The organism is Leptolyngbya sp. FACHB-60, from assembly GCF_014695775.1.
GTDB lineage: Bacteria > Cyanobacteriota > Cyanobacteriia > Phormidesmidales > Phormidesmidaceae > Nodosilinea.
On sequence record NZ_JACJOX010000024.1, the window covers coordinates 1 to 26,170 of the forward strand.

Sequence of the window (26,170 nt, forward strand, 5' to 3'; positions counted from 1 at the left end):
GGAAACGGACGACTCCGGCAATGGCGATAGGTCTCTGCTCTCGCCCCTTATCAACCCAGGAAATCCTCTGCATGAGAGGGTTTCGATACATCTCCTCTTAACGAACCAGTGCCGACAATATGACAATCAATACACAAAGTGTTGAAAGCAAAAAAATCGTGTTATTTAAAGAGTAAATAATTCCTTGATTCGGCTTGACCCTGAGTTTTACTTCGCTTGCTTTCACAGAGGCTGCAAACCCAAAAATAATTGCAAAACCACTGCCATAAGAAATCAACAGGGGGAATAAAGGTAAAGAGGGAGAGGATAAATTTGATAATACCCAAAATAGTGAGCCAATTACTGCTCCCTGAAATAATCCACGAAAAGTTTCTACTGCCACAAATTTAGATAAAGAGAAACTTAACTTCTCTACAGTTTTTAATTTTCCGGTTGTCGTGATAATTTTCAATAAGAGCGCAGATAGGCATCCAATAATCGCTCCAAAGGTTGGGAAAAGGACGAGTGCGTCGTTTGACCCAATAAATATTTTGACAACAAGTGAGAAAAATGTTCCGAAAAGCAATCCGACATTTATTCCGAAGACTAGTCGATAGATGTTTTTTTGCTTATCAGAGACAAGTGTCTTAGGCTGCATTTTCTCAATCAAGAACTCATCCTGTGACTGCTCTTTTAGCTGCTTGGCCACCCAGACTAGCCAGAGTCGTGTTTGCTTCGTTGTGGGTTGCTTATTCAATGGATAGTATTTGCTAGCTGCCCGCTCATTCAACCGCCGCAGAATGTAGGTATCGAGTAAGAAATCAAGTCGATCTTGGGTGTTTTGCAGTCGGCTCCACTGCACTTTATCGAGATCATCATTCGCCGAAATCGACACACTCAGCAATAGCGGGGTGCGCACCAGTTCTAATAGGTCGTCATCGTGCTGTAGGGTTTTCCACAGGTGCTGCATCTTCAGTGAGGCTAGGTAGCTTTTTAGCTGCTTGTCGGTTAGAGGGCTAAGGCAAATAGCACCGTTGAGGTCAAGCTTGCTAGCATAGAGTTCGTATTCTTCTAGGCGGCTGCACACCAGCAGGCGGGGTGCCCCGGTTTCGCTTTGCAGCCAAACGTTTATGCCCTGCACTACGAGCTCCTGGCGATCAGGGGGCAACTCATCAAGGCCATCCAGTAGTGGCAGCAGCTTTTTCTCAGTTAGCCAAATTTGGCCCAGTTTTGCCGACACGCCATACTTCAGCTTTAGCTCATTCAGCAGCCAGTCAGTAAAGCTCTGCTTAGCGTTTTGCCACGACGACAGGTTCACCATCACGGGGATAGGTTCATCGGGGTCACTATTCGCCCGCTGCACTAGGGTTGCCGCCAGGTCGAGCATGGTGGTGGTTTTGCCTGCGCCGGGGTTGCCCAGCACCAGCAGCTTACCGCCCACATCGCGGCGGTCAAACACCTCCGCGATATGGGTGCCGGGGGCTAAGATTTTAGGCTTTTGATCAGCCGTGCGCAGTTCGCTATCCCAGGGGCGGCTCACCTGGCGGCGCTGCTCAGCCATATCCAGGCGAATCAAGATGGCGTTGTGCAACGACTGGCGCAGGCGATCCTCTACCTCCGTCCACACCGCGTCAATCAGCGTTTTTTCGCTGCGGTCTTGGCGGTTAGATGCAGGTTTTTGCGCAGGCAAGCCATAGTTCCCGTCTTGCCCCTCCAGGTTGGGCTGCTCTACTGGAGGGGCTATTGAGGGTCGGGGAGCACATTGGCTAAAACAGTTTTTAGCGCGTCTAATCCTGGCCCTATGGGGCTTTCTAACCACGCCAGCAATTCTGGCACCCGCTGCCCCTGGGGAGCATTGGAGGGTGAAATGTTGCCCCTTGGCGGGTTGAGGGCAAACAAGACCGACTCAAACTGAGGGCCGGGGAGGTTGAGAAGGAGTTGGTAGAGTTTGGTACGAGTTTGAGAAATGGGGGAGGAGGCTGGAGAAGGTGAGGAAGATGGGGAGGGTGGGGCTTTCTTATTAATCAGCTCTGGGGTGGCGCTTTCCGGCTTGCCTGCCAGGTCGATCGCAGCGCAGCCCAGCCTAAAGGCAAACTCAACGCTGCGCCCAGCTCCAAGGGCATCATAAAAACCTACGGCAAACTCGATCGCCGCTTTGTCGCCCACCGCTTTGCTCATGCCCACCACGTAAGGCACATGGTCGGCAATAGCGTCCGCCTGCACCGCTGAGTAGCACCCATTTAGCACCACGCAGTGTATCGGGTCGGGGAACTCTGTCGGGTCAGTAAATAGCTCAAACAGCCCCGCCAGCGCAGTCCCAGAGACCACCTTGGCATTTCCACTTTCATCCTCAAACACCAACCCTTCTTCGCCGTCGCCGTGACCTGAGAAGTGAACGATCTGCGGCGTTTCTTCGAGCATGGCTCGCTGAATATCGCGGGGGCGCACCGCTAGCCGCTGGGCCAGGGTAAAGCGATCGCGGTGCTGTGCCCGCTTCAGCCCCTCTTCGATGTCGCGCAGTTCTTCGTCGAGACGTAGGCGGCTAGTGTTTTTGGGATTAGCCGCCAGGATGAGAATTTTTTGCATGGAGGGCTGAGGCAGTTTCTCTAACTATAGTCTCAGCCTCCGAAATAGCGAAAAGAGATGGTTCAACTGCCCCAAAACTGGCGAAAATCTTCGTCCTGGTCGCTGAGCTGAGCCCAGGGGGCACCCCACTGCTGCACAATCTCCGTCAGGCGGGCACAGGCCGGGCGCTCGGTGGCGTAATGGCCCGCGTCGATCAGCACGAGGTTGCGATCGCGCCCTTCCTGAAACTGGTGAAACTTGCAGTCTGAAGTTAGATAGGCCTGCGCCCCAGTTTTGGCCACCGCTCCCATAAAGCTAGCGCCGCTGCCCCCCAGCACCGCCACTCGGCTGATGGTTTGGGTCAGATCGGCGGCGGGAGAGTAGATCAGGCGCGGCGGCGAGAGCTGGGCTTGAATTAGATCCAGCAGCCCTTGCAGACTGAGTGCCGGGCTGAGATCGCCCACGCGCCCGTAACCAATACCAGGCTGGGTGGGCACCACAGGTGCTGAGTTTTGCAGGTGCAGCACCTGGGCCAGCAGGTCGGCGGTGCCGTCTTGCACCTGGTCAAAGTTGGTGTGGGCGGTGTAGATGCCAATGTTGTGGGCGATCGCCTGTTGCACCATTTCCCCCACCGGGTCACCCTGAATAACGCGCTTAAGCGGGCTAAAGATCAGCGGGTGGTGGGCCAAAATCAGGTTTACACCTACGCCCTGCTGGCGGAGTTTGAGGGCTTCGGCCATCACCGCCAGGGTGGGGGTGAGGCACACCAGCACGTGGGCTGGTTCATCGAGCAGGCCGGGCTGCACTTGCCAGCCGCAGTTGTCCCAGTCTTCTTGCCAGGCAGGGTTAGCCCAGGCTTCGAGTTTAGAGATCAGATCTGCGATCGCGAGGGCCATAAAAAACACCGCTGGCCGGGGTAGCCAGCTCCAGGAGAAAACCCTCCTAGTCTACCGCGCTACCCCTGACCAACGGCGTCAGGAAGGTCTGTTGAGTGGGTTTACTTGGTCATATTGCTCAGGGCGGCTTTGATCTTATCGATGGGCGAGGTAGCCTGACCAGAGTTCGCGGGGGTGTTCATCTGGTTAACATCGGCGTTTTTCTGCACTTCGTTCAGCCCTTTGTTGGCTCGGTCGATCATCTTGTCGCCATTGAGGGCGTTCTCAGGCTGCACCGCTTTTTCAGCTTCGTTGTAGATGCTATTGAGTGGGGCCGTGCCCTGTTTGGGGTTGCTCGGGGTACTGCTATTGGCCAAAGCAGGGGTAGCAGTCAGCAGCACCACCATGCAGGAAAGGGCGATCGCAGCGTGGCGTGCCCAGCCCATGGCCGCAGCAAAAAAAGTATTCATGGTCAGTCTCCAAATCGGATAGGAAAAACTTGTTTCGGCAACCTGATGATTCCTGTCTCAATCACCACTCACCAAAGCCTCCTATTTTTACCGATTTGACCACCCCGCTTGCATCGCTCCAGAGACGTAGGCAAGGGGCAGAGATTAATGGTGTCAGCGCTCTACCTTTAGATAGAGACAGAGCGCTCCGGGCCGCTTTAGCCAGCTTTAACCAAAAACTTCTGAGGAATTTGGGTGTATTGGCTAACAATCTGGCGAAATTCTTCGCCATCCACGGTTTCGCACTCTAGCAGCACATCCACCAGGTGATCCATCAGCACGCGGTGCTCGCGCAGCAGGCTGCGGGCGCGATCGAGGCAGTTCAGAGCAATGCCACGCACCTGGGCATCGATCTTGCTGGCCATCTCCTCGGACACTTCGCTGCGGGGCATCAGGTTACGGCCCAAAAATACCTGGTTGTCCATGCTTTCTAGGGCCACAGGGCCAAGTTCAGACATGCCGTAGAGGGTCACCATCTGACGGGCCAGGTTACTCACCTGCTGAATGTCGCCGCTGGCTCCGGTGGTGGTCTCGTCGTCGCCAAACACCTCGGCCTCGGCGGCAAAGCCCCCTAAGGCCACGGTAATGCGATCGACCAGCCAGTTGCGGGTGTAAAGGCCGCTGTCGATGATGTCTTCGTTGGGCAGCGACTGGGTAAAGCCCTCAATGCCGCCCGATCGCGGAATAATCGTCACCTTGTTCAGCTCGTCGGAGTGGGTGAGCAGGGTGGTGAGCAGAGCGTGGCCGACCTCATGGTAGGCGGTCATGCGCTTGCGGCTGCTGTCGAGCAGGGGAGTGAGGCTGAGGCCAATGGTGAGGCGATCGATCGCATCTTCAATCTCGGTCATGCCCATTGCCTCTTTGCGGCGGCGGGCGGTGAGAATGGCGGCCTCATTGAGCAGGTTGGCTAGCTCTGCCCCAGAAAAACCAGGGGTGCGCCGCGCCACTGCTTCCAGGGAAACCTCGGGCTCAATTTTTTTGTTGCGGGCGTGGACTTCTAAAATCGACAGCCGCCCCTTGTAGGTGGGCAGGTCAACTACCACCTGGCGGTCAAAGCGACCAGGACGCAGTAGCGCCAGGTCGAGCACATCCACCCGGTTGGTGGCGGCGATCACGATGATGCCGCTGTTGCCCTCAAAGCCATCCATCTCGGTGAGCAGCTGGTTAAGGGTTTGCTCACGCTCGTCGTTGCCGCCGCCGATGCCCGCGCCCCGCTGGCGACCCACGGCATCAATCTCGTCAATGAACACAATGCAAGGGGCATTCTCTTTGGCTTTGCGGAACAGGTCGCGCACCCGCGATGCGCCCACGCCCACAAACATTTCCACAAATTCAGAACCGGAGATGCTGAAGAAGGGGACGGCAGCCTCACCCGCGATCGCCTTGGCCAGCAGAGTCTTACCAGTACCGGGCTGACCAATTAGCAGCACCCCTTTGGGAATGCGCGCCCCAATAGCCGTGAATTTCTCTGGGCTCTTGAGAAAGGTGACCACCTCTTGGAGTTCTTCCTTGGCCTCTTCGATGCCGGCTACATCGTCAAACACGACGCCGGTTTTGGCTTCCATCTGAAAGCGGGCCTTTGACTTACCAAAGCTCATGGCGTTGCCTGCCCCTGCCGCCGATCGCCGCAGCAGCAGCAGTAGCCCAAAAATTAGAATCAGCGCCAGCAGCGAGTTGGTGGCCAACCAGGCCAGGGCACCGCTGCTCGACGAGTCGCGAATTTCTACATCGACATCGTTGGCGCGCAGGCGGCGAATCAGCTCAGCATTGCGCTCTCCGGCAAACAGCGCCACCTGCTCAGGTTCGGCGTCTTCGGCGGCATCGTCTAGGGTGACGTAGGCAATGCCTCGGGTTTCATCTAAGTCAACCTGTTCGACCTGGCCCTGCTCAATTTTTTCTAAAAACTGCCCATAGGTCAGCCCTTCAGGCTCGCCCTCGGCCTGGGCAAGGGCGGGGGGCAGCGGCATCAGGGTTTGCAGCAAAAACCAGCCAATAGTCATGACACCCGTGGCGGTTGCGCCAGTGCGGGGGCGGAGGGCAGGCTGCTTACCAGGGAAACGGAGGGTCATAGACGGTTTAACTCAGCGAAACTTTACCCGACGCTAGTATCCCCAGATACCGGATGGGCTGTTCACTAGTCTAACCCCCTAGCCCTGAAATGACCGCCCCGCCTCAAAAAGTATCGAGGTGTGAATGCTAGCATTCACACCTCGATACTCTTGCTATTTGAACGGGCCTGACGGGATTCGTAGACGAAGTCTGGGCTGTGCCCATACCCGCAACGGCCGACGGAAAGGCGAAAGGTGCGGGTGCTTGCTATTTGAACGGGCCTGACGGGATTCGAACCCGCAACTTCCGCCGTGACAGGGCGGTGCTCTAACCAGTTGAACTACAGGCCCATGGCTTAGGCAATCTCTATAGTGCAGCCTGGTGGGGCTTTTGTCAAACGACTGGCGAGAATTTCTAAAATTTTCATTTTCTTTGAATTCGGCTATTCCAAGAACTGAATCACCGTCACCGTGGGGGTAGATAGGTGGTCGTAGCGGCTGGCGGTAGCCTCGATCTGGCGCAGCTGGCCCAGGGCCAAACTACAGGGCATGCCGTATTTGGCCTGCACGCGATCGCTGGCAATGGTCAGGGCGGTGCGCGATCGCTCCACAAAATCCGTCAGTGGATAGCTGGTGGCAGGGGCAAAGTAGTCCTTCACCACCAGCGAGGGGGAGTAGCAGGTGTCTTGGTTGCCGTCGGGCCACTGGATTTGGAAGTGTATTTCGGGCATAGGGGTGGATGGGTAGGGGGTGGATGGGTAGGTAGGGAGCGACGGATTTTCAAGGACAGAGGTGGGTGGTCAGCGGTCTTTACTCATCCACCCATCCACTCATCTACCCCTCTAGGGCCGCTTCCAGCCAGCGATGTTCCAGGTGCTCAAATCCCAGGGGGTAAGGCTGATGCCGGTGAGGCGGTTGCTAACGCCGGAGGCATCGGCACGGTGGACGATTGGCATGACAGCGGCATCTTCGATTAGCAGATCGTTCATTTGAATGAACAGATCCTGCCGTTCTTCGGGGTCGAGGGTGGCGGCGGCTTGCTGCCAGAGGGCGTCGTACTCGGGGTTGCAGTAGCGGGCGTAGTTGCTGCCCGACCAGTTGTTGGCCTTTTGGGCAATTTCGTCGCAGGTGTAGGTTTGCATGTAGGAGCCAGGGTCGGGGTTGGTGTTGCCCGTGGCAAACATTTGCAGGTCGGCGGAGAAGCGCTCGAGAGTTTCGCGGCTGGCGGGGTCGCCCGAGAAGTAGACGCTGGCGTCGATGCTTTTCAGCTCTACGCTGATGCCGATTTGCTCTAGGGATTGTTTGACAATCTCCTGAGTTTTCTGGCGCACCGGGTTCACCGAGCTTTGAAAGACCACCTGCATTTCTTGCCCGTCTTTGTCGCGGGTGCCGTTGTTGTTGCTGTCGACCCAGCCTGCTGCGTCGAGCAGGGCAGCGGCGGCTTCGGGGTCATAGTCGTAGCTAGTGTTGCCTGAGGCAAAGGGGCCGGGGGCGACTAGAAAATTGGTGGTGGCTTGGCCAGTGGGTCCGTAGATTTGAGCGGCAATGGTGTCGCGATCGAGGGCCAGATTAATGGCTTGGCGCACCAGGCGATCGCTAAAGAACGGGTGTGGAAACTCGGTGCTGGAGGTTTCACCGTCGGCGGTGGCCTGGTTGGGGTCGGTAAAGTTGATGATAACGCGCTCGACTAGCGAACCAAAGTTGGTCACCACCTCGCCCTGGCCCGCCGCCTCTAGCTGTTCAAGAATGGCGGCCTCGACCTGGAGGTTGTTGGCGTAGTCGACATCTCCAGTTTGCAGCACCGCCCGCGCTGCCGAGGTGGCGTCGCCGCCGCCCTTCAGCTCTACGCGGCTAAAGGCGAGCTGGTCGGCGTCGCGGTAGTTGGGGTTGGCCTCAAAGACAATCACATCGCCGGGGGTAAAGCTGGTGACGCGGTAGGGGCCAGTGCCCACGGGCATGGTGTTGGCGGGGGCCTCTCGACCGTTGGGGCCGTTGTAATTTTCAAAGATGTGCTTGGGCAGCACCATCCCCTCGGTGCCGGTAAACACCAGATACCAGGCGGGGTTGGGTTCCTTAAAGGTGATGCGAACGGTGGTGTCGTCGATCGCCTCTACCCGTTCCACCAGCTCGTAGGTGCCCGCATTGACCGTTGCCACCTCAGGGTTGACGATGAATTCGTAGGTAAACGCTACATCCTCGGCGGTGAAGGGAGTGCCGTCTGACCAGGTAATGCCTTCCTTAAGCTTCCAGGTGACGGAGGTGCCGTCTGCGGCGACGCCACCATTGTCGAGGGTGGGCTCTTCGGCGGCTAAAAACAGCACCATGTTGCCATCGGCATCGAAGCTAGCCAGGGGTTCGAGGGTAATGCGGCTGGCCTCGGCGTCTTTGAACCCGCTAGAAAAGTGGGGATTGAGAATGGTGGGGGCCTGCCAGTAGAGCAACCGTAGGGTGTCGTCAGCGGCGGCAGTGGCAGTATCACTGCCAGTTTCAGTTTGAGAACTCTCCGGTGCCCGACACCCGCCAAACAGCAGCAAACAGAGACTAGCGACAGCGACGGCACGAACATTCATGGGCAACTCAGTAGCATCCTGAAGATGGGCGATTGAGGGAGGCGCAGAGCACAACTCGTGGACAGGGTTGCACCACGATGGCCAACATCCAGCGATCCCATGATCCCCAGGCATTAGCGTAGCGGGTCAGCAAATTGAGACGGTAAGGCAGGATACAAATCTGTTCTCAAAACCAACACCCTATGTACCCCCTCCTGCACCGAGGGCGGTGCTCCCTGGAGCTGGCGGTGCATGGTGGCAATGATGTCGGCGGGGACTTGGCGCGATCGCCCCCGATTTCGCTCTAGCGCCAGACTTAAGGGCAGATCAAACCAGACCAGGGTGATGGAGGTAAAGCCGGCTTGGCGAGCGGTTGCGATCGCCTCTCGCCGGTGCCGTCGGCGTGCGTTGGTGGCATCGTAGATTACGCCCTCTAGCTCGCCTTGGTGAATGGCCGCAACCCCATGCTGCCACTGGGTAATCACCTGCTGCCAGAGCCGTAGCCAGTCGCCCTGAATTGCTTCGTCGCCGTAGAGTTGGGCGCGAAGGGCATCGGTAGACACAATGCGATAGCGAGAGTGGGCCAAGACAAAATCCCTGGCCCAGGTTGATTTACCGCTGCCGGGAACACCCACCAGCATCAACAGGGGCACAGGGATTTGATCTCGCGTCACCGGGTACCCGGCTTTAGATGATCATGCCGTCAGGAACCACTGCGTTCTTCTGCACCACAACAATGCCACTGCGAATGTAGAAGCCCAGGTCTTCGCGCTCAGCCTCCTGCACATCGTCTTTGTTGATGATCTGCACATTGCGGCCGATGCGAGCGTTTTTGTCGATAATGGCGCGGCGAATCACCGAGCCTTCGCCAATGCCCATGGGAATTTTGCCCCGGGTCAGATGCTGGCTGCTCTCCGATAGCGGCTCGTAGTAGTCGGCCCCCATCAGCAGCGAGTCTTCGATCACGCAGTCGGCGTTGATGCGCTGGCGCAGCCCCACCACCGAGTGGTGCACGCGGCAGTTTTTGAGAATGCAGCCCTCGGTGATGCTCGACTGAGTGATTTGACAGTCTTGCAACTTGTTGGGCGGCAGGTAACGAGCGCGGGTGTAGATGGGCGCGTCTTCGTGGTAGAAGCTGAAGTCAGGGTAGGGCTGCTGAGTCAGCGCTAGATTCGCTTCGTAGAAAGACTCAATGGTACCGATGTCTTCCCAATAGCCGTCGAAGAGGTAGGCCTGCACGTTGTAGTCGCGCGACGAAGCCGGGATGATTTCTTTGCCGAAATCAGTTTGGTCGAGGTTCTTGCGCAGCAGGTCGATCAGCACCTGCTTTTTGAACACGTAGATGCCCATCGACGCAATAAAGGGTTTCTCTTCAGCCTGCTCAGCGCTGAGACCCAGGGAGGTGGTGTCAACCTTCATCAGCTCTAGGGCATCGCCCTTGGGCTTTTCGCTAAAGTCAACCACGCGACCGGTGCCATCGACCTTCATCAGACCAAAGTCGGAGGCTTGCTTGTAGCCAATGGGCACCACCGATAGGGTAATGTCGGCATTGGTGGCTCGGTGGCGCTGCACAAACAGGCTGTAGTCCATGCGGTAGAGGTGATCTCCGGAGAGAATGATAAAGTCCTCTACATTCCAGGAGTCAAACAGCCACAGGTATTTGCGCACAGCGTCGGCGGTGCCCTGAAACCAGCTGGGGCTGTCGGGGGTTTGCTGGGCCGCCAGCACTTCCACAAAGCCTTCAGTAAACTGCGAAAACTGGTAGGCCCGACCAATGTGGCGGTTCAACGAAGCGGAGTTGAACTGGGTCAGCACGTAAATTTTGTGGATTTCGGAGTTGATGCAGTTACTTACGGGAATATCAATTAAGCGGTATTTACCGGCCAAAGAAACCGCTGGCTTAGCCCGAAATTTAGTTAATGGATAAAGGCGAGTGCCGGCACCGCCCCCTAGAATTATTGCCAGAACTGATTTCACAAGATTCCCTCAATAAGCCCACAAACTGGCTCGTTTTACACCGTCTGTTTCACATTTCCAGTGTGAGCCTGAGGGTACCGCTTGACAAGGGGTTAACGAAAATATTGTGGCGGAATGTGACCTGGGACACGCTAGCGGTTTTGAATGATCCCTATAGGGTGGGCCTCAGATTGGGGGAGGGCAGCGTTGGTTGAGGGGCAGTAGGGCGCGTCGATTAGAGGCTTGTGGGTAAACTTGCTAACGTTAAAATCGTCTGACCTTCTACTAGGATCCAACCCCTAAAGCCGGATGACCGACAGCCTGATGGCGTTGGTGTTGTTTTCGGGAAAGGTGTCGATAAAAAAGGCACAGAGCTGTGCAGGTTCATCGACCTCCAGAGAAAGGGTGTCGGCATAGCCGTTGAGGGTAGACCAGGTGCCGTTGACCCAAACGCCAGTTTTCAAATTTGAGACTCGGCCGCCGTAGATCCACAGCAGCACCCAGGGTTCGCCCGGTTGGGTGTCGTTGCCGTAGTTAAAGGTGCCTGCTTTAATACGAAGGATGTAGGAGCCGGGATCGAGACTGTAGGTGGCGGCTACCTGGTCCTGTAGATATTGCATCTGGTCGCCTCTGAGCAGGACGGCGTTGTGGCGACTATGCACAGTTATGGTTTGAATTGAGCCAGTTTTAGAGACAACAGCAGCGACATCTCTAACAGGTTCGGCTGCTTTTGGATTTAGCACAGGAGCTATGACCACATTGTCTACCGAAGCTGCTACTGGAGGATCTGCTACCACCGGAGCTGCTACGGGTGGCGCTATTGGCTTGCTCTTACCCTTGAGTAGCCACCACAGCAGCCCGCCCAAAACAGGAATGCCCAACAGCCACCAGGGACGCCCTGATGAAGCTGTCTCTGTTGTGGTGCCAGCGGAGGGCACTAAAGCGGTGTCCTGTTCAGAGGTAGCGGTGGATTCAAGGGTCGTAGTTGGGACTGGAGTAGCGATCGGGGGAGTAGCTTTAGGTGAGGGTGTTGCTGTCGGTGCTGTTGCCTTGGTTGCGGCAACGGCAGCGTTGGTCTGCTCCGGCAGGTTCACGAAAAAGCCTACGAAGGCCAAGGCAGCAGGGGTTGGGTCTTCGGCGTTGTAGACGTAGGCCCGAGGCTGAGAGTAGGGGTAGCGCGGGTCGTCGGGCAGCGTTTGGTGCATCGCCAAAACCCGCACATCGCTGCGGCCTAGCACCTGGGAGGCTACCGCGTAGCTAATGCCGTCTGCGCCTAGGGCATCGACTACGGCCTCGGTGTCATCGTCATCAACGGGGTCGGCGGTGGAGCCGGTGCTAAAGGAGGCCCCGTCAAAGGCGGCATAGCGGCTCAGGGCGATGCGGGTATCGCTGTAGTTGGGGCGATCGACCACGCGAATGCGGGCCGGGGCACCGCCGACCTCTGCCCAGTTCCTAATTTCGCCGCGAAACATGCGGGCAAACTGCTCGAAGCTAAGGCTGCCGTCGAAGGAGTTCTCGGGGCCGACAATCACGGCAATTTTTTCGCGCTCAATAGGCACTTCTACTAGACCTTGACTGCGTTCGACAGCCGTCAAAGGCCGCCCGGCGGCCACAATATCTAGCTCGCCATCGATTAGCGCCCGCAGCGCTGCGTCAGTGCGGCTGGCATTCATTTCTACTGAGGCATTGGGGAATCGTTTGAGGAAGCGATCGCGCAAATCCTCATTGGCCAGCACCATACTGCTAGAGCCGTCGAGGCGCAGCACCGCATCTGCCGGTAGCTCAGTAGGGATCGAGACCGGATCGGGAAGGGTGCCTGGGGCTTGGGCCAGAAGGCGATTGGCGGCGAGCGGCGAGACCGCTGCTGTGGCCAGCAGCAGTGCCCCGACCCGAGCTAGGGAAAGCGCCAAAAAAGGCGGTTGAGTTGCCATAGTAATCTCCCTAACCGCTCCGCTAAATTCGCACGATCGAAAGGGTCAGTTCTTCATCGTTGTCTGCTAGATAGGTATCAAAGAAAAAGGCGCACAGGGTAGCGGGCTCCACCACTTCCATGACCAAGGCGTCGTCGTAGCCGTTGAGCGACACCCAGGTGGCATTCACAGGCACGTTGGTCTTTTGGTTGATTACCTGACCGCCGTAGATCCACAGCAGCACCACCGGCTCATTGCGCAGGGCATCGGCCGCATAGAAGGAGCCCGAGCGAATTTTGACAATATTGGTGCCCGGCTCTAGCTGCACCGAGACCCCAGTGCGCTGTAGCGCCTCCATCTGCTCAGGGCCGAACTGAAAGCAGTTGCGCTGACTGTGGACTGTTAGATCTGTGACTGTGCACCCGTCCATAATCAGGGTCTCCATCCAACGAGTTTGCTATTTAGAAGACTGTAGGGCGATCGCCCTGCGCCCAAACAAAGATCCCACAAATTTTAAGGAATGTCTGCCCGTTCGGACTCCTAAACTATCCCCTTGCCAGAGCAGTACAAATGCATTAGTGTTAGTTCATGCGTACTTATGGGTACAACCGTTCCCAACCTTGCTGTGACGGTTAGCCTAGCGCACTGCTGACCTGATATCCCCCACGAGAGTTTCCTATGACCACGACTACCGCCCCCCGCAGCCGCTCCGCCGCTGGTGCGACTCGGTCTTCGGCTAAGGCTCGCGGCACCCAAGCGGCCAGCGCCACCACCCCGGTGCTTGCCCTCGATGCCGGCAACTACGACCTCAAATTCTTTGCCGGCAGTGGCCACCCCAAGGCCATTCGCTCGGTGCGCTACCAGCTGCCCCTAGGGCGCGATGCTGTCAGTTTCTCAGAAGCCTCTCCCCTAATCGAGCTGCCCGATGGCCGTCGCTATCACTTTGGGGCCCAGGCCTATAAATACCGTCGCCAGCAGCAAACCGTCATTGAAAATAAGGTGGAACTGACCAAGCTGCACCTCTATGCCTGCCTTGAGCCCTTGGCTGGCAATGTGGCCGACTACAGCCTCAACCTCCATGTTTCTACCCCTGACCCGGCCCGCAACGGTGAAGATATCCAGGCTCAGCTGCTCGGTGTCCACGAGTTCATTCGCAACGACGTTGAGTTTCGCGTCAAGGTCGAATCGGTGGAGGTGGGACGTGAGGGCATGGGGTCCTATCACTATGCCAAAACCCAGGGCATTATCCCTGGCCAGGGCTACACCATTGTGGTCGATATTGGCGGCGGCACCTGGCTCACTCGCCTGGTTGATGCCGACGGCGAAGTCATTGACGAAAACATCATGGATCGCGGCGGCACCTACGAATTGGCCACCGCCATCAGCTTTGACCATCGTCTCACCGACCTCTTGGGCAGCAGCGCCGATCCTTGCATCGTCATGGATGGCTTTCGCACTGACCATGTCTATGCTGATACGGGTTTAGCCTGGGCTGACTGGCTCGATGAGTATTTAGACCCGTGGTTTAAGGGCATCTTCCAAACCGTGAAAGCTCAGTACACCCCCTATATGCCCAGAGTGACGCGCTTTTTGGTGACCGGTGGTGGCTCCCACCTGATCGCCGATCGCCTGCAAGGGCATGATCTGTTCGCCGTCATGGGCGACCCTCAATTTGCCAACGTTCGCGGCTTGTTTTTGATGACCGGTGATACCCAACTATGCATGACCACCAACTGACTCAACACGTCCCCAACTCGGGTCGCCCAACCCGCCACGACAATAAGGTTCGCCTAAGTCAGGATGTGCTCGAAAAAGCTGAGCTTATTGCTGCCGAGTGGGGGCTTAAGAACGCCCGCGCTGCCGTAGAGGCCGTGTTTCGCCGCTATTGTGACGACTACCTCTATGGTCGCCCTTCTGAAGGGGGAGACAGTTTTGCCGCTCGGGAAACTGCTCTGCCCAACTATGGTGAAGCAAAGTCTGTTCAGGCCAAGCGATCGCTTCCAGCCCCACCCAAGTGTGAAGCGCTAGATGCATTAGATCAGCTCTTGGCACTTTAAAGTTATTGGAACGCTAGCAAAAACTTAGTTCACTCATCGGGTGCGTCAATGGTCTACATTACGCACCTTTTTCTGTTTAGTGTAATGGTCTGCCGCAATGTCTCCGTGGATGCCCTGGTAAGTTGTGCCAGGCGGATGGGAGTAGATGTCTTAGATGGACGGGCCTTTGTCATTCTGCTGATAGGCTCCCTCAACTTGGTAGAAAGCGGTGGCGGCCCCCTAGAGAAAATCGGGCGAAAAGTTTGCCATAGTGCTAAGAGTAAGTGATTTTACTAATCGCTTAGCTGACTAACCCCACTATGGAACAGAAATACGACCAACGCTCATTCGGGTTTCGATGCGTAACAGGGTTTTGAGTATGCGATCGCCCAGTTAGCAAAATGGCGCGTTTTGGTCCGGCAAAGAGATGAGAAAAGCCGAAATGTTGCAGCTAACAATAAAATTCTGTGCTCTAACGGTGCAGTTACGCGGTGGCAAATAACTTCAGACACCCTTACACAAGCTATTTCCTTTCCGCACTAACGCAGTGCTAAACTGCTTTGACATGTGACTTTAACCACTTTGTGAATTCTTCTCGATTTAGTGAACCTGCCGCTAGTGACAGAATTACTAATTCTTGCTCGTCTACTGGAGAAAATATTTCTAAATCATTCATGACCAAGAAAATTTCCATCGCTGCGTGTCCAGTTCTTTTGTTGCCATCAACAAAGGGATGATTCATCACCAAAGAGAATCCTAGAGCAGCAGCTTTATCAATAAGCGTTGGATAGAGATCTTCTCCACCAAACGTCATCTTAGGTTGAGCTAAGGCAGATTCCAAAGAGCCTAAATCTCGAACTCCCGCTGTTCCTCCTGATCGCTTAAGTATCTGACTATGTAAACTTATTACTTCGTCTAGCGTGAGATAGCAGATCATGCCAGCCGTCGGTATAGTTCAGCATTTTTTTCTAGTACATAACTTGCTGCTTCGTTAAAGTCATGTTTGGACTTGCTCTGTTGAAAAGCAGTGCTAGAGGAGAGCAATATTTTAGGGGAAATGCCATTTTCTTTAGCTATATCTCTTAACTTTTGAGCCTGCTCAGTTGGACTGCTAATGGTAGCAGCAGCTAATACTTCTGCAACAATTCGTCTTAATTTCAAAGCTGGATTTAAAGTATCAATATCTAGATTGGTGATTACCTCTTCTTTGCTAGGATCAAAATCGTAAACAACATATGTCCATATTCCTGGCCTCCCAGCTTCTGCACTCTTGCCTTCGTAAAAAGTGGTAGTGCCATCTTCTTCAGAGTTGTAGTAGGCGGAGTAAATATCTTCCCACACACAATCTGAGTTTTCCAAAGTCTCACGAATGTTGGACAGCACACCAGCAATATGGTGGGGTTGGGTTTCTACTTGTACTAAACGGACGCCCTCCCAAGTGAAGTTGTGCAATTCGATGGGCATAGTGATTCCTACGATGTTTTGAAGTTGGTGCTATACCTGTAAGTCTATACAATCCAACGAGTCCTGACCGAGTTGCTTAAGCGGTCTAACTTGTTATTACGAGGCGTTTAGTTGAAGCGCATCTGCTTAATAAGCCTGTCTGGGCGATTAGAAAAAGGAATTGTAAGCGTAACTGCCTCTCTACTTTTAGTTACGATCGCTCAAACTCTCTTTAACTTCGTCTCCGTTACCAGTGAATGGGTAGCATTTGCACCAGCCTGTCTTGGTAACACGGTCGCATCCTAGCTACCCACGTTTGTACTTCTTCAGCGCTTGGCTCGTGAGAATCGCTACTTTTGCGTCGTGCTCAGCCGAATGAATTCCACCACTATGGCACAATGGTAGAATTCATTCCGGAATTTTGACCTCATCTTTTGAAACGCCTGTGAATTCTACTGTTGCGACCCCTTCGGCCACCTTTGCCCCCGCTCGCCGCGCGGTATTTCCCTTCACCGCCGTGATTGGCCAAGACGACATGAAGCTGGCCCTGCTGCTCAACGTCATCGACCCCAAAATTGGTGGGGTCATGATCATGGGCGATCGCGGCACCGGCAAATCCACCACCATTCGCGCCTTGGCCGACCTGCTCCCCGAAATCGAGGTTGTGGCTGACGACCCCTTCAACCGTTCGCCCCAAGACCAAGACGTGCACGCCGAGCGCAATACCGACGACCTGCCCGTAGCGCACAAAAAAGTGCCCATGGTTGACTTGCCCCTGGGGGCCACCGAAGACCGGGTCTGCGGCACTATTGACATCGAAAAAGCCCTATCTGAGGGCGTCAAAGCCTTTGAGCCGGGTCTGCTGGCTAAGGCCAATCGCGGCATTCTCTATGTAGACGAGGTCAACCTGCTCGACGACCACCTCGTCGACGTGCTGCTCGACTCCGCCGCCTCAGGCTGGAACACCGTAGAGCGCGAGGGCATCTCCATTCGCCACCCAGCCCAGTTTGTGCTGGTCGGCTCCGGCAACCCCGAGGAAGGCGAACTGCGGCCCCAGCTGCTCGATCGCTTTGGTATGCACGCCGAGATTCGCACCGTGCGCGACCCCGAACTGCGGGTGCAGATTGTGGAGCAGCGCTCTGAGTTTGACCAAGACCCCACCACCTACCTAACCAAGCACCAAGCCGAGCAGGAAGCGCTCCAGGTCAAACTGGTCGAGGCGCAGCAGCGGCTAGCCTCGGTCAACCTCGAGTACGAAGACCGGGTGCGCATCTCTGAAGTTTGCTCAGAGCTAGATGTCGACGGGCTGCGGGGTGACATTGTCACCAACCGGGCCGCCAAGGCGATCGCCGCCTACGAGGGCCGCACCGAAGTCACCCTTGACGACATCAAGCGGGTGATTGTGCTCTGCCTGCGCCACCGCCTGCGTAAAGATCCTCTAGAGAGCATCGACTCGGGCTACAAGGTCGAAAAAGTGTTCTGCAAGGTGTTTGGCCTGGCCGATCCCGATGCGGCGGTCAACGGTCGCCAGCCCGTGGGGGCTCGGTAAGTACTCCTGTGGGTCAGCGCATTCTTGGGCTTGACCCAGGGTTAGCCATTCTGGGATTTGGGGTGATCGACGGGGCCGATCTCTCGGCACCCGCTGCCTCTGGCACCCACGCTGAGGCAGCGGTGGTCGATTTTGGCGTGATTGAAACTCCCGCTAAGACTCCGGTGGGTGATCGCCTCTGCACCATCTACACCGATCTGCACAGCCTGCTAGAGCTGTACAGGCCAGATTTGGTGGCGATCGAAAAGTTCTTTTTTTACCGCATGGGCAACACGATTTTGGTGGCTCAGGCGCGCGGGGTGGTGATGCTAGTGCTGGCTCAGCACAGCTTACCCTTTGTGGAGTTCACCCCAGCCCAGGTAAAGCAGGCGCTGACGGGCTACGGTAATGCCGATAAGTCTGAGGTGCAGCAGGCGGTGGCCCGAGAGCTGAGTCTAGACCGCATTCCCCGCCCTGACGATGCAGCGGATGGGCTGGCGCTAGCACTGGCAGCCTGGTATCAGCGGTAACGACATTTCCAGGTCATCAACAGGTGGCCTCAATATAGACGTAGTCCTGCTCAGTCGTGGGGACTGCGGATCCACGGTAATATCCTGACATTTTCAGGCTTGCTCAGCATGGTGGGTTATAACTTAACCCACCATGCTGAGCAGGGATCAATGCCTTACCCCTGGTTTACATCAGCGTCTGGTTTGGCGGATAATGCTCCCTGTGAGGCACTACCGCCACCCAGATTCTGCAACGTCTGAGCCAAATCTAGCCCGGTGGTCTGCTTCATCTGCTCCATAAACGAGGCCAGCTTGGTGGCACTGCCGCCCTGCCCCGAATCGATCACGGTGATGCTTTCGACCTTCACCTCGGGCACGGTGTCGACCAGATTTGCCAGCAGCGACTCCAGCTTTTGAAAGAGAAAAATTTCTCGGGCGTGGTCGCCTGCGGCCTTCCAGGTGGTGGCCAGTTCGCGAATGCCTTCGGCACGGGCGCGACCGTCTTCGACGATGCTGGCAGCGTCGCCCTTGGCACGGGCCTGGGCCTGCTGGCAAGCAGCAGCAGCGGGGGTAATCACATCGGCCTGGAGCTGCTGCTCGACCTGGTTACGGCGTTCGCGCTGGACGGCGAGTTCAGCCTCGGTGCGGGCAACTTCGGCGGCGATCTCAGACTCGGCTTCAGAAATCGCGGCCTGGCGCTGGCTGAGGGCGTTTTGCAGGCGGCGATCGGCGTCGGCGCGAGTGGTGGCCATTTTTGCTTCGATCTGACGCAGGGAGGTGCGCTTGAGGTTTTCGGCGGCTTGGAGAGCCGACTGAGATTTAGCTTCGGCCTCAGCGATGCGGGCATCGCGCAGCAGGTCGGCTCGCTGTTTGCGGCCAATGGAATTGAGATAGCCGACATCGTCAGAAATGTTTTGAATTTGCAGGTTGTCGAGAACCAGACCGAGCTGGGCTAGGTCATCGTCGGCTTCGTCGAGCAGGCTGCGAACAAAGGCCATTTTATCTTCGTTTACCTGTTCGGGAGTTAGAGTGGCCAGCACCCCGCGCAGGTTACCTTCTAGGGTTTCGCGGGCAATTTTTTCGATCTCCTGCCGACTTTTGCCCAACAGGCGCTCGATCGCATTGTGAATGGCAGGTTCTTCGCCAGCAATTTTGATATTTGCCACGCCGTCGACGCGGAGGGGAATGCCGCCCTTGGAGTAGGAATTGTTGACCCGCAGCTCGATGATCATGTTGGTGAGCTCCATGCGGAAGGTTTTTTCCAGCAGGGGTTTGCGAATGCTGCTGCCGCCTTTGACCAAACGGTAGCCGACCCGCCGACCATCGCTGACCGTGCTGCGATCGCCCGAAAAAATCAGCACTTCGCTGGGCTGACAGACGTAGTACAGGTTTTTAATGAGCAACAGGAGACTGCCGGTAGCCCCAAACATGACCACCAGCAGAGCAAGAATCAGGCTCATAGTTTCTCCAAAGGGTGAATGGGGGCGTTTAGCGGCGATAAAGCTTGTGGCACTATGGGGGGCAACACTGGGGGCGTTAGACTGGCCGCCAGGGGAATGCCGAGAATGTCTTCGGACTGCTTCAAAAACTGCTTCACCATTTCGGGGTAGGCGTTGAGCAGCGATGCGATCGCCTTGCCGTCCCCATTGTCGATCACGTTTACATGACCGAGGTGGAGCCGACCAGGAATGCGACCCGCTTGCTTGAGCACCATTTCGAGTTGCTGCACCAGGAAGATTTGGGAGGCATCAACCCCCGTCTCCTGCCACACCTTGACCATCATTTGGCTGGCCTGGGCTGAGGCCTTAGCATTTTCTTCGAGGGTGGCGGCAGCTCCACGGGCCTGGAATTCCTGGGCACGCTGCTGAGCCCTGGCGGGCAGCACCTGTTCTACCTCCAGGCGCGCCTGTTCCAGGTGGGCGCGAATGGCCTGTAGCTCTCGCTGGGCGCGGGCGCGGGCCTCGGCGGCGGCGGACAGGGTGCGCTCTTCTTCAATGCGGGCCTGCTTTTCGACTTCGGCGGTAATCCGGCGCAGCTCGTTTTCTTTCTCTTGAATGACGGTGCGGGCCTGGGTTTGGGCGACTTCGGCCTGGCGGGTGCTGTCGGCCTCAATTTGTTCGGCGGCGGCCATAGCATTCGACTCGGCAATTTCGGCGTCGCGCACCACGTTGGCAATCTGGCGTCGCCCGATGGAGTTGAGGTAGTCAACGTGATCTGAGACGCTTTGAATTTTCAGGGTGTCGAGTTGCAAACCCAGCTTGACCAAGTCGTTGCGCACGTCGCTGGCAATGCGTTCGGCAAACTGGAGCCGGTCTTCGTTGAGCTGCTCGGGGGTGAGGGTGGCTACGACACCGCGCAGGTTGCCCTCCAAGGTTTCGCGGGCGACGCGGGCAATTTCTTTGCGGTCTCGGCCCAAAAAGCGCTCGATCGCGTTGCCGACCATGGCCTCGTCGCGGGCGATTTTAACGTTGGCGATCGCCTGAATATGCAGCGGTGTGCCGCCCCTAGAGTAGGCGTTGGTGACCTCAATGGGCACGGGCATGGTGGTCAAATCCATGGTTCTGACCGTTTCAAGAATGGGAATGCGGAAGGTGCGCCCGCCGTAGATCACGCGATAGCCGGTGGTCTGACCGTTGAGGCGGCGGTACTCGCGCCCGGAGATGATCAAAATTTTGTTGGGGTCGCAAATTTGCACCAGGGCGTTGACGCCCCAAATGGTGAGCAAAAGGACAAAGATGAGAACGGCGAGCGCCCCACCTCCCAAGATTTGGCCGCCGGTCTGCCCGATGACTGGAGCAGTTGGTATTGCCCCCGTCAGGGTCACCGTTTCGGTGTGGTCAATGCTTGCTCTCATGCCTACTCGCTCCTTAGGTGGATATCAATACTCGCTGCCTTTTCCGCAATGGGCAGATGCCGTCTGCCCTAGCTGTCTATCCCCTCCGCTGAGGCTACCCATAGCTTGTTGTGCTCCAACCCCACCACCAGTACCGAATCCCCTCTTTGGAAGGATCGCTCCTCCTGGGTGATGGCGAAGAAGCTGATCGTCGAGTCGCGCAGGCGCAGGCAAACTTTGCCCCGGCTGTGGGTGTCGAAGGGAATTTCTACCGTGGCGATCTGGCCGGTCAACTCGTCGGGGCGAATCAGGCTGCTGACCGACTGCCGACCCAGCGATCGCAACACCAGCGCCGCCACCAACCCGCAAAACAGCCCCATCAGCACCGCAATCAGCGCCCCCAGCCAGCCCACCAAGCTGGGCTGCATGAGGGTGATCAGTAGCCCCGTCAGCCCAAAGAAGCAGAGGGCAAAGGTCCAAAACCGCAGGCTGAGAAAGGGCAGCCACCAGCGATCGCGCAGGGCCGTCAGCGTCTGGTCAATCTGGGTACCCACGTCAATGTCGTCAATATTGGCGGACACTTCGGCATCAAAATTAAAATCGGTGTCGATGTCTACACCATCGAGCCCGCCGACAGCAGCCAGCAAGACAAAAATGCCCCCGACAATAAAACACAGACCATAGATCAGCATAGTTTAGCGGCACCTCAGGGGGTTGGCCAGGTTAACCCCCGTTGCCAGGGTACTCGCGCCGCCTAATCTACGCCCGTGTTCTTCATTAATTAGAACGTGAGAGTGGCCGCGATCGCTAGGTCAAAATGTCGGCCGCACCGGGCCGGTAGCGGCGAGTCAGAAGGGGTAGAGGTGTGATTTATCCGTTGCTTTTTTGCCCATCGGAAAACCGATAAGGGCCATCAAAGTTACCGACAAAAACAGTATGGGAAACCAAACTCCCATTTCCCCATATGTGGAGCTGATAGGCAGGGGGTTCCATTACAAACTGGCTGGCTGTATCAGGCTGTAGATCTAAGAAGCCTTGATGGACCAGGCTAGGCTGTGTGCTAGCGATAGTGCCAGCCCAACGAAGATACATCACCCGATGCAAGTGGCCACAGCTAATCCGCTCGACCTGGCTGTGCTGGGCAATCAAGGCTGCTAAAGCATCGCTGCCACCAAGCCTGCGTCGATCCATCCAGGGAATACCCGTCACAAAAGGGGGATGATGCATAAACATCAGGGTTGGGGCCTTGGGTGCTCTCACCAGTTGGGCCTCTAGCCACGCTAGCCGCTGATCATCCAGTCCGCCCGACTTTTTCCCAGGCAGCGTGTTGTCCAGCATAATCATGCGGATTGGATAGTCGTCTACGACATAGCTCAGATGATTCATAGAGCTAGCCAGGTAGTGATGATCGGCAAATACCTGTTGCAGGTTTGCTCCATCGTCATGGTTCCCAGGCATTAGATAAATTGGAGCCCGTAGGTTTGCTAGCAGCTCTCTCAGCTGTTGATAGTCTGCCAAGGTGCCTTGCTGGACTAAATCACCTGTAGCAACGACTAAATCTGGTTGGGGGTTTAGCTGGTTTAGATGCGCGATCGCAGCCTGCACCAATGAATTAGTATCAACAATGCCATAGGCCAATGCGCCTGCCGATTGCACATGCAGATCGCTAATTTGAGCAATCAGTGTCATCGCAAATCAGCCGATTGGCAGGCTTTCTGCAGGCTGGGTAGGAAATGTTCTAAATCTGGGGTGTCTTGATCAGGCACTTTAGCCAGATCATCCCAGCGGCGCAGTTGCACTGCCTGCTGGGCGTGGGGTTGCTGGATAAAGGCTGTGGCAGCAGCCGGTGAAAAAACACCACCCTGAAGTTCCAGGCTACGTTTGGAAGTCGCCGATAAAGAGTCCCAGTAAGCTTCATCTACGGCACAGAGATAGCGTTTTGCGGCTACATGCAGCTGGATCGGAATGGTTACCGCAGCCGGAAAAATCTGTTCTAAAACAGGGATTGCTCGCTGTTCATGGCGATCGTCAATGCCGCGAAGGGCTGGATCATCACCCAGGTGATGGACCAGGTGCCCCAGATCATGGAACAAGCAAGCTGCGATCATCTCAGGAGGTTGCCCAGCTTGTTCAGCTAAAGCAGCACACTGGAGGGCGTGTTCAAATTGGCTGACAGCTTCGCCGCCGTATTGGGCCTGACCCCGTTGGCGATAGAGATCAAGCAGAGTTGCGAGGGTGTATGGCATAGGGCTGAAAAATTAGAGGGATTGTTTAACCGGCAGGCCATTGATGTAGACCGCACGAATGGCGCTGGGTAAAGAGCCATCGGGAGTCAGCAAGAGAAAATCGGCATCGTAGCCAGGAGCGATTTTGCCTTTTTGATCACCAATTTTGGCGGCTTCAGCGGGGTATTCGGAGACGCACTTCCACGCCTGCTCAAAGGGCATTAGTTCTTTTTCGGCTAGTAAAAAAGGAGCATGGAATAAAGAGGGGTAGTGATAGTCAGAACAGAGGCAATCTAGGACCTGAGATTGGGCCGCTTCTGCAACACTCATATAACCGACATGGGAACCACCACGTACCAGGTTAGGGGCTCCCATCAAGACGGCGGCTCCATAGGCACGGGATGCTGCTGCTAGCGGTATAGAGGCTGGAAATTCTGCGATCGCAACCCCTCGCTCTCGGCTTTTAGCCACATCGGCTGCCGTTTCATCATCATGGGAAGCCACCGGAATACCCAGATGATGACAGCGTTGCACCAAATCTTCAAACTGAGCTAAGCCCTCCTCCTGGCGGGGATAGGCAGACTGAATCAGGGCAAGGATGTCTGCTTCGGACAGCTTCAGCCGTTGACGTAACCCCTTCGTATATCGCTGTAACGCTTCATCATCAGTAGCAAGCGGTAGATGGTTATTGAGGGAAATCAACGTGACTTTGTGAGTTTCTAGCCAGTTGCACAGTTCATCATAATCAGCAGTGTTGGCTTGTTCGTGGCGTATGTGAATGCGGCTATCGACTCGCAGCTCATTATCAGGTTCCGAAATCCGGTTAATTAACTGACGCGCCATATCCCGGCTGCGTAACCCCGGTTCAAAGGAGTCGGTAATAGAGTAGAAGAATGTAGTAATCCCTGCTCCAAGCAAAGCTAGATCGTTTTCCACCAGGGCCATATCCAACGGCAGGTTTACACCAGGCCGAGGGCAAATCATTCGTTCAAAAGCATCCCCGTGAATATCAATAATGCCGGGAAGGAGGTGCAGACCTGTGACATCAACAGCAACATAGCCGCTAGGTTTGGCCGCTTGATCGACTGCAACAAATTTTCCGTCTTCAATTAGCACCGTTGCCGATTCTAGCCATCCGGTCGGGGTCAACACAGTTGCGCCTTGCAGAGCAAGTTTGGGTGTAGATGGGGGATGTTTCATGGAAGAAGGGCAGGAGGGAGGAGTGATCGGAAATTCGTTTCTAGGCGATTCGCTGGCCCTGACGGTGGACGGAGGTGAAGCGGGGGACAACGCCGTCGTGGTGGACCGTGATGAAGTCAGCGCGTTTGCCAACTTCGAGGCTGCCGCGATCGCCATCGAGGCCAATGGCTTTGGCTGGGTTTAAGGTAAATAGCTGCATGGCTTTGTATAAAGGCCGCTGCTGAGCGATCAAAAACATGGCCTGGAGCAAACTCTGGGGCACATAGTCAGACGAGATGATATCGACTAAATCTCGCTCGATCAGCTCTATAGCTGAAACGTTGCCAGAATGAGACTGGCCCAAGATCAGATTTGGTGCGCCCATTAACACCTGGAGGCCGTGGAGGTGAGCTTCTTTAGCGGCATCGAGGGTGGTTGGAAACTCGGCAATTTCGGCTCCGTCCTGCAAAGCTTCCTGCACATGCTCAGGGGTGGCGTCGTCATGACTGGCGAGGCAAATCTGATGCTTCTGGGTGAGTTCTACGAGCTTGCGGCGGTTCTCATCGGCATGACGCTGCTGGGCTTCGATGCGGGCTTGAATGAAGCCTTCCATTTCATCCGCTCCGACGCCATGTTTGCCCTGGTAATACTCTTTGTACTTCTCTACCTGGGCAAACTGCCGCTGACCAGGGGTGTGATCCATCAGCGAGATTAGCGACAGTAGGGGGTGATCGGCATAGGTCGCCGCCACATCATGCACTTGCTCGTAACCCAGCTCACACCGCAGGTGGAGACGATGATCCACTGCAAAGCGCCCCTCAATTTGGCCTTGATGAATCGTGTTGATCATCGGGTCAAATTGGGTCATGCGCATGGATGTCGGCGTAATGTCACCCACTGCGATCGCATCACAAACCGTGGTAATTCCAGCCGCTGCTAAATCCCGATCATGGTATACCGCAGCAACATCCATTGGCCAACGCACCTTGGGTCGGGGCGACAGCCGCTGCTCAAAGTTATCGGTGTGCAGTTCTACCAATCCGGGCAGCAAATAGTCGCCGTCGCCGTTGTGCCCTTGGGAAACAACACCGGGCTGAACCTCGGCAATCATGCCATCCCGCACGACTAGCGTACCGAGAACCTCTTCATTAAGGAGTTGTAAGCGGTAGTTGGTGAAAATAGTTTCGGTCATGGGATACGCAATAAGGACAGATTTACATTAGATACATCTAGACATCTATACTCATATCGGATCAAGATTAACCAGACGTTATCGTGGTCCTAAGGTCTCTAAAACTGAAGGACGCGATCGCAGACCCGCTCTCTCACTTCGTCATCATGAAAGATGCCGACCATGGCACATCCCTGGGCTTTGCGGTCTTCAATTAGCTGCATCACGACGTCGCGATTGGCGGCATCTAAGGCAGAGGTCGGCTCATCCAACAGCAAAATTGGATAGTTGACGGCAAAGGCCCGAGCAATATTGACCCGCTGCTTTTCCCCACCAGAAAACGTGGTTGGAGACAGATGCCATAGTCGCTCAGGTAGGTTCAGTTGGGCAAAGAGAATCCGAATTTTGTCATAAGCGATATCGGGGTCCATGCCCAAATCCAGCAGGGGCTCTGCGGCCACTTCCAGCGCCGGCACCCGGGGAATTACTCTGAGAAATTGGCTGACGTAACCCACGCTGTGCTGTCGCACCTCTAGCAACTGGTGGGGTTGAAGCTGGGGCAAATCAACCCAGTCACCTTGATGTTTCACCCAGATCGAGCCCTTGTCAATGCGGTAGTTGGCATACAGCGATCGCATAAACGTCGATTTTCCAGAGCCAGATGGCCCCTGGAGAGCCACACACTCACCAGCCTGGACAGTGAGAGAAACCCCCTCTAAAACTGGAATGCAGACACTCCCTTGATGATGCAGAACGAAGCTCTTATAAAGCTCATCGGCCCGGAGCATGGCTCCGATAGGCGGCGAAACGGGTGAGGGGGAATGATTCGACAACAGCGATTGGGTCATGGCTTAA

General features: G+C 55.9%; 24 protein-coding genes, 1 tRNA gene and 2 pseudogenes. 4 read left to right on the forward strand and 23 right to left on the reverse strand.

What is annotated here, in order from left to right; translation table 11 throughout:
* Positions 1 to 97: 97 nt before the first annotated feature.
* The 12 genes and pseudogenes from H6F57_RS09570 to H6F57_RS09625 form a co-directional block, all read right to left on the reverse strand.
* Positions 98 to 1,669, reverse strand: a complete 1,572-nt coding sequence (locus tag H6F57_RS09570) for an NACHT domain-containing protein (protein WP_190794996.1) — start codon at positions 1,667 to 1,669, stop codon at positions 98 to 100.
* Positions 1,670 to 2,004: 335 nt separating this feature from the next.
* Positions 2,005 to 2,565, reverse strand: a pseudogene (locus tag H6F57_RS09575) (CHAT domain-containing protein); the annotation flags it as partial.
* Between the two features lie 62 nt (positions 2,566 to 2,627).
* Positions 2,628 to 3,440, reverse strand: coding sequence for a Nif3-like dinuclear metal center hexameric protein (locus tag H6F57_RS09580; protein WP_190625521.1), 813 nt, complete (start codon positions 3,438 to 3,440; stop codon positions 2,628 to 2,630).
* Between the two features lie 101 nt (positions 3,441 to 3,541).
* Complete coding sequence (locus tag H6F57_RS09585) at positions 3,542 to 3,889, reverse strand: hypothetical protein (RefSeq protein ID WP_190625522.1); 348 nt, start codon at positions 3,887 to 3,889, stop codon at positions 3,542 to 3,544.
* Positions 3,890 to 4,086: 197 nt separating this feature from the next.
* Positions 4,087 to 5,997, reverse strand: a complete 1,911-nt coding sequence (gene ftsH / locus H6F57_RS09590) for an ATP-dependent zinc metalloprotease FtsH (RefSeq protein ID WP_190625523.1) — start codon at positions 5,995 to 5,997, stop codon at positions 4,087 to 4,089.
* 256 nt (positions 5,998 to 6,253) lie between these two features.
* A tRNA-Asp gene (locus H6F57_RS09595) sits at positions 6,254 to 6,327 on the reverse strand.
* 92 nt (positions 6,328 to 6,419) lie between these two features.
* A complete protein-coding gene (locus tag H6F57_RS09600; RefSeq protein ID WP_190625524.1) occupies positions 6,420 to 6,707 on the reverse strand; it encodes an MSMEG_0570 family nitrogen starvation response protein in 288 nt (95 codons plus the stop codon).
* A gap of 111 nt (positions 6,708 to 6,818) precedes the next feature.
* Positions 6,819 to 8,546 carry a peptide ABC transporter substrate-binding protein gene (locus H6F57_RS09605; RefSeq protein ID WP_190625525.1) on the reverse strand — a complete coding sequence of 576 codons (1,728 nt, stop codon included), beginning with the start codon at positions 8,544 to 8,546 and terminating at the stop codon, positions 6,819 to 6,821.
* A 113-nt stretch (positions 8,547 to 8,659) separates the two neighbouring features.
* A complete protein-coding gene (locus H6F57_RS09610; RefSeq protein WP_313933561.1) occupies positions 8,660 to 9,199 on the reverse strand; it encodes an AAA family ATPase in 540 nt (179 codons plus the stop codon).
* Positions 9,200 to 9,212: 13 nt separating this feature from the next.
* Positions 9,213 to 10,502 (reverse strand): glucose-1-phosphate adenylyltransferase, encoded by a 1,290-nt coding sequence (locus H6F57_RS09615; RefSeq protein ID WP_190625526.1) that lies wholly within the window; start codon positions 10,500 to 10,502, stop codon positions 9,213 to 9,215.
* Positions 10,503 to 10,780: 278 nt separating this feature from the next.
* The gene (locus H6F57_RS09620; protein WP_190625527.1) at positions 10,781 to 12,412 is read right to left on the reverse strand and encodes a substrate-binding domain-containing protein; all 1,632 of its coding nucleotides are present in this window, start codon (positions 12,410 to 12,412) and stop codon (positions 10,781 to 10,783) included.
* 22 nt (positions 12,413 to 12,434) lie between these two features.
* On the reverse strand, positions 12,435 to 12,821 hold the full coding sequence (locus H6F57_RS09625; protein ID WP_199289575.1) for a hypothetical protein: 387 nt from the start codon (positions 12,819 to 12,821) through the stop codon (positions 12,435 to 12,437).
* Between the two features lie 248 nt (positions 12,822 to 13,069).
* Between H6F57_RS09625 and H6F57_RS09630 the strand changes: the two genes are divergently transcribed.
* Positions 13,070 to 14,128: a ParM/StbA family protein gene (locus tag H6F57_RS09630; protein ID WP_190625528.1), complete on the forward strand. Its 1,059-nt coding sequence runs from the start codon at positions 13,070 to 13,072 to the stop codon at positions 14,126 to 14,128.
* Positions 14,110 to 14,448 carry a hypothetical protein gene (locus tag H6F57_RS09635; protein ID WP_190625529.1) on the forward strand — a complete coding sequence of 113 codons (339 nt, stop codon included), beginning with the start codon at positions 14,110 to 14,112 and terminating at the stop codon, positions 14,446 to 14,448. The genes H6F57_RS09630 and H6F57_RS09635 overlap by 19 nt, the downstream gene beginning before the upstream one ends.
* Before the next feature lie 66 nt (positions 14,449 to 14,514).
* Here the strand turns inward: H6F57_RS09635 and H6F57_RS28315 are convergent.
* From H6F57_RS28315 to H6F57_RS27140, 3 genes and pseudogenes are all read right to left on the reverse strand, one after another.
* Positions 14,515 to 14,697: pseudogene (locus H6F57_RS28315) on the reverse strand (family 1 glycosylhydrolase); the annotation flags it as partial.
* 280 nt (positions 14,698 to 14,977) lie between these two features.
* The gene (locus H6F57_RS09640) at positions 14,978 to 15,364 is read right to left on the reverse strand and encodes a type II toxin-antitoxin system death-on-curing family toxin (RefSeq protein ID WP_190625530.1); all 387 of its coding nucleotides are present in this window, start codon (positions 15,362 to 15,364) and stop codon (positions 14,978 to 14,980) included.
* Positions 15,361 to 15,891 carry a hypothetical protein gene (locus tag H6F57_RS27140; RefSeq protein WP_199289576.1) on the reverse strand — a complete coding sequence of 177 codons (531 nt, stop codon included), beginning with the start codon at positions 15,889 to 15,891 and terminating at the stop codon, positions 15,361 to 15,363. The genes H6F57_RS09640 and H6F57_RS27140 overlap by 4 nt, the downstream gene beginning before the upstream one ends.
* Before the next feature lie 424 nt (positions 15,892 to 16,315).
* Between H6F57_RS27140 and bchI the strand changes: the two genes are divergently transcribed.
* A complete protein-coding gene (bchI, locus tag H6F57_RS09655; protein ID WP_190625531.1) occupies positions 16,316 to 17,419 on the forward strand; it encodes a magnesium chelatase ATPase subunit I in 1,104 nt (367 codons plus the stop codon).
* 8 nt (positions 17,420 to 17,427) lie between these two features.
* A complete protein-coding gene (gene ruvC / locus H6F57_RS09660; RefSeq protein WP_190625532.1) occupies positions 17,428 to 17,928 on the forward strand; it encodes a crossover junction endodeoxyribonuclease RuvC in 501 nt (166 codons plus the stop codon).
* Between the two features lie 155 nt (positions 17,929 to 18,083).
* On the opposite strand, the gene H6F57_RS09665 is transcribed toward ruvC, so the two are convergent.
* From H6F57_RS09665 to phnL, 8 genes are all read right to left on the reverse strand, one after another.
* Positions 18,084 to 19,367, reverse strand: coding sequence for an SPFH domain-containing protein (locus tag H6F57_RS09665; RefSeq protein ID WP_190625533.1), 1,284 nt, complete (start codon positions 19,365 to 19,367; stop codon positions 18,084 to 18,086).
* Positions 19,364 to 20,761: an SPFH domain-containing protein gene (locus H6F57_RS09670; protein ID WP_190625534.1), complete on the reverse strand. Its 1,398-nt coding sequence runs from the start codon at positions 20,759 to 20,761 to the stop codon at positions 19,364 to 19,366. Before H6F57_RS09670 ends, H6F57_RS09665 begins: the two co-directional genes overlap by 4 nt.
* A gap of 68 nt (positions 20,762 to 20,829) precedes the next feature.
* The gene (locus tag H6F57_RS09675; RefSeq protein ID WP_190625535.1) at positions 20,830 to 21,432 is read right to left on the reverse strand and encodes an OB-fold-containig protein; all 603 of its coding nucleotides are present in this window, start codon (positions 21,430 to 21,432) and stop codon (positions 20,830 to 20,832) included.
* Positions 21,433 to 21,610: 178 nt separating this feature from the next.
* A complete protein-coding gene (locus H6F57_RS09680; RefSeq protein ID WP_190625536.1) occupies positions 21,611 to 22,429 on the reverse strand; it encodes a phosphodiesterase in 819 nt (272 codons plus the stop codon).
* Positions 22,426 to 22,986, reverse strand: coding sequence for a phosphonate degradation HD-domain oxygenase (locus H6F57_RS09685; RefSeq protein WP_190625537.1), 561 nt, complete (start codon positions 22,984 to 22,986; stop codon positions 22,426 to 22,428). Before H6F57_RS09685 ends, H6F57_RS09680 begins: the two co-directional genes overlap by 4 nt.
* 12 nt (positions 22,987 to 22,998) lie before the next feature.
* Entirely contained in the window at positions 22,999 to 24,165 is a 1,167-nt protein-coding gene (locus H6F57_RS09690) for an alpha-D-ribose 1-methylphosphonate 5-triphosphate diphosphatase (protein ID WP_190625538.1), read from the reverse strand.
* 40 nt (positions 24,166 to 24,205) lie between these two features.
* A complete protein-coding gene (locus H6F57_RS09695) occupies positions 24,206 to 25,336 on the reverse strand; it encodes an alpha-D-ribose 1-methylphosphonate 5-triphosphate diphosphatase (RefSeq protein ID WP_190625539.1) in 1,131 nt (376 codons plus the stop codon).
* Positions 25,337 to 25,434: 98 nt separating this feature from the next.
* On the reverse strand, positions 25,435 to 26,163 hold the full coding sequence (gene phnL, locus H6F57_RS09700) for a phosphonate C-P lyase system protein PhnL (RefSeq protein ID WP_190625540.1): 729 nt from the start codon (positions 26,161 to 26,163) through the stop codon (positions 25,435 to 25,437).
* Between the last annotated feature and the right edge of the window lie 7 nt (positions 26,164 to 26,170).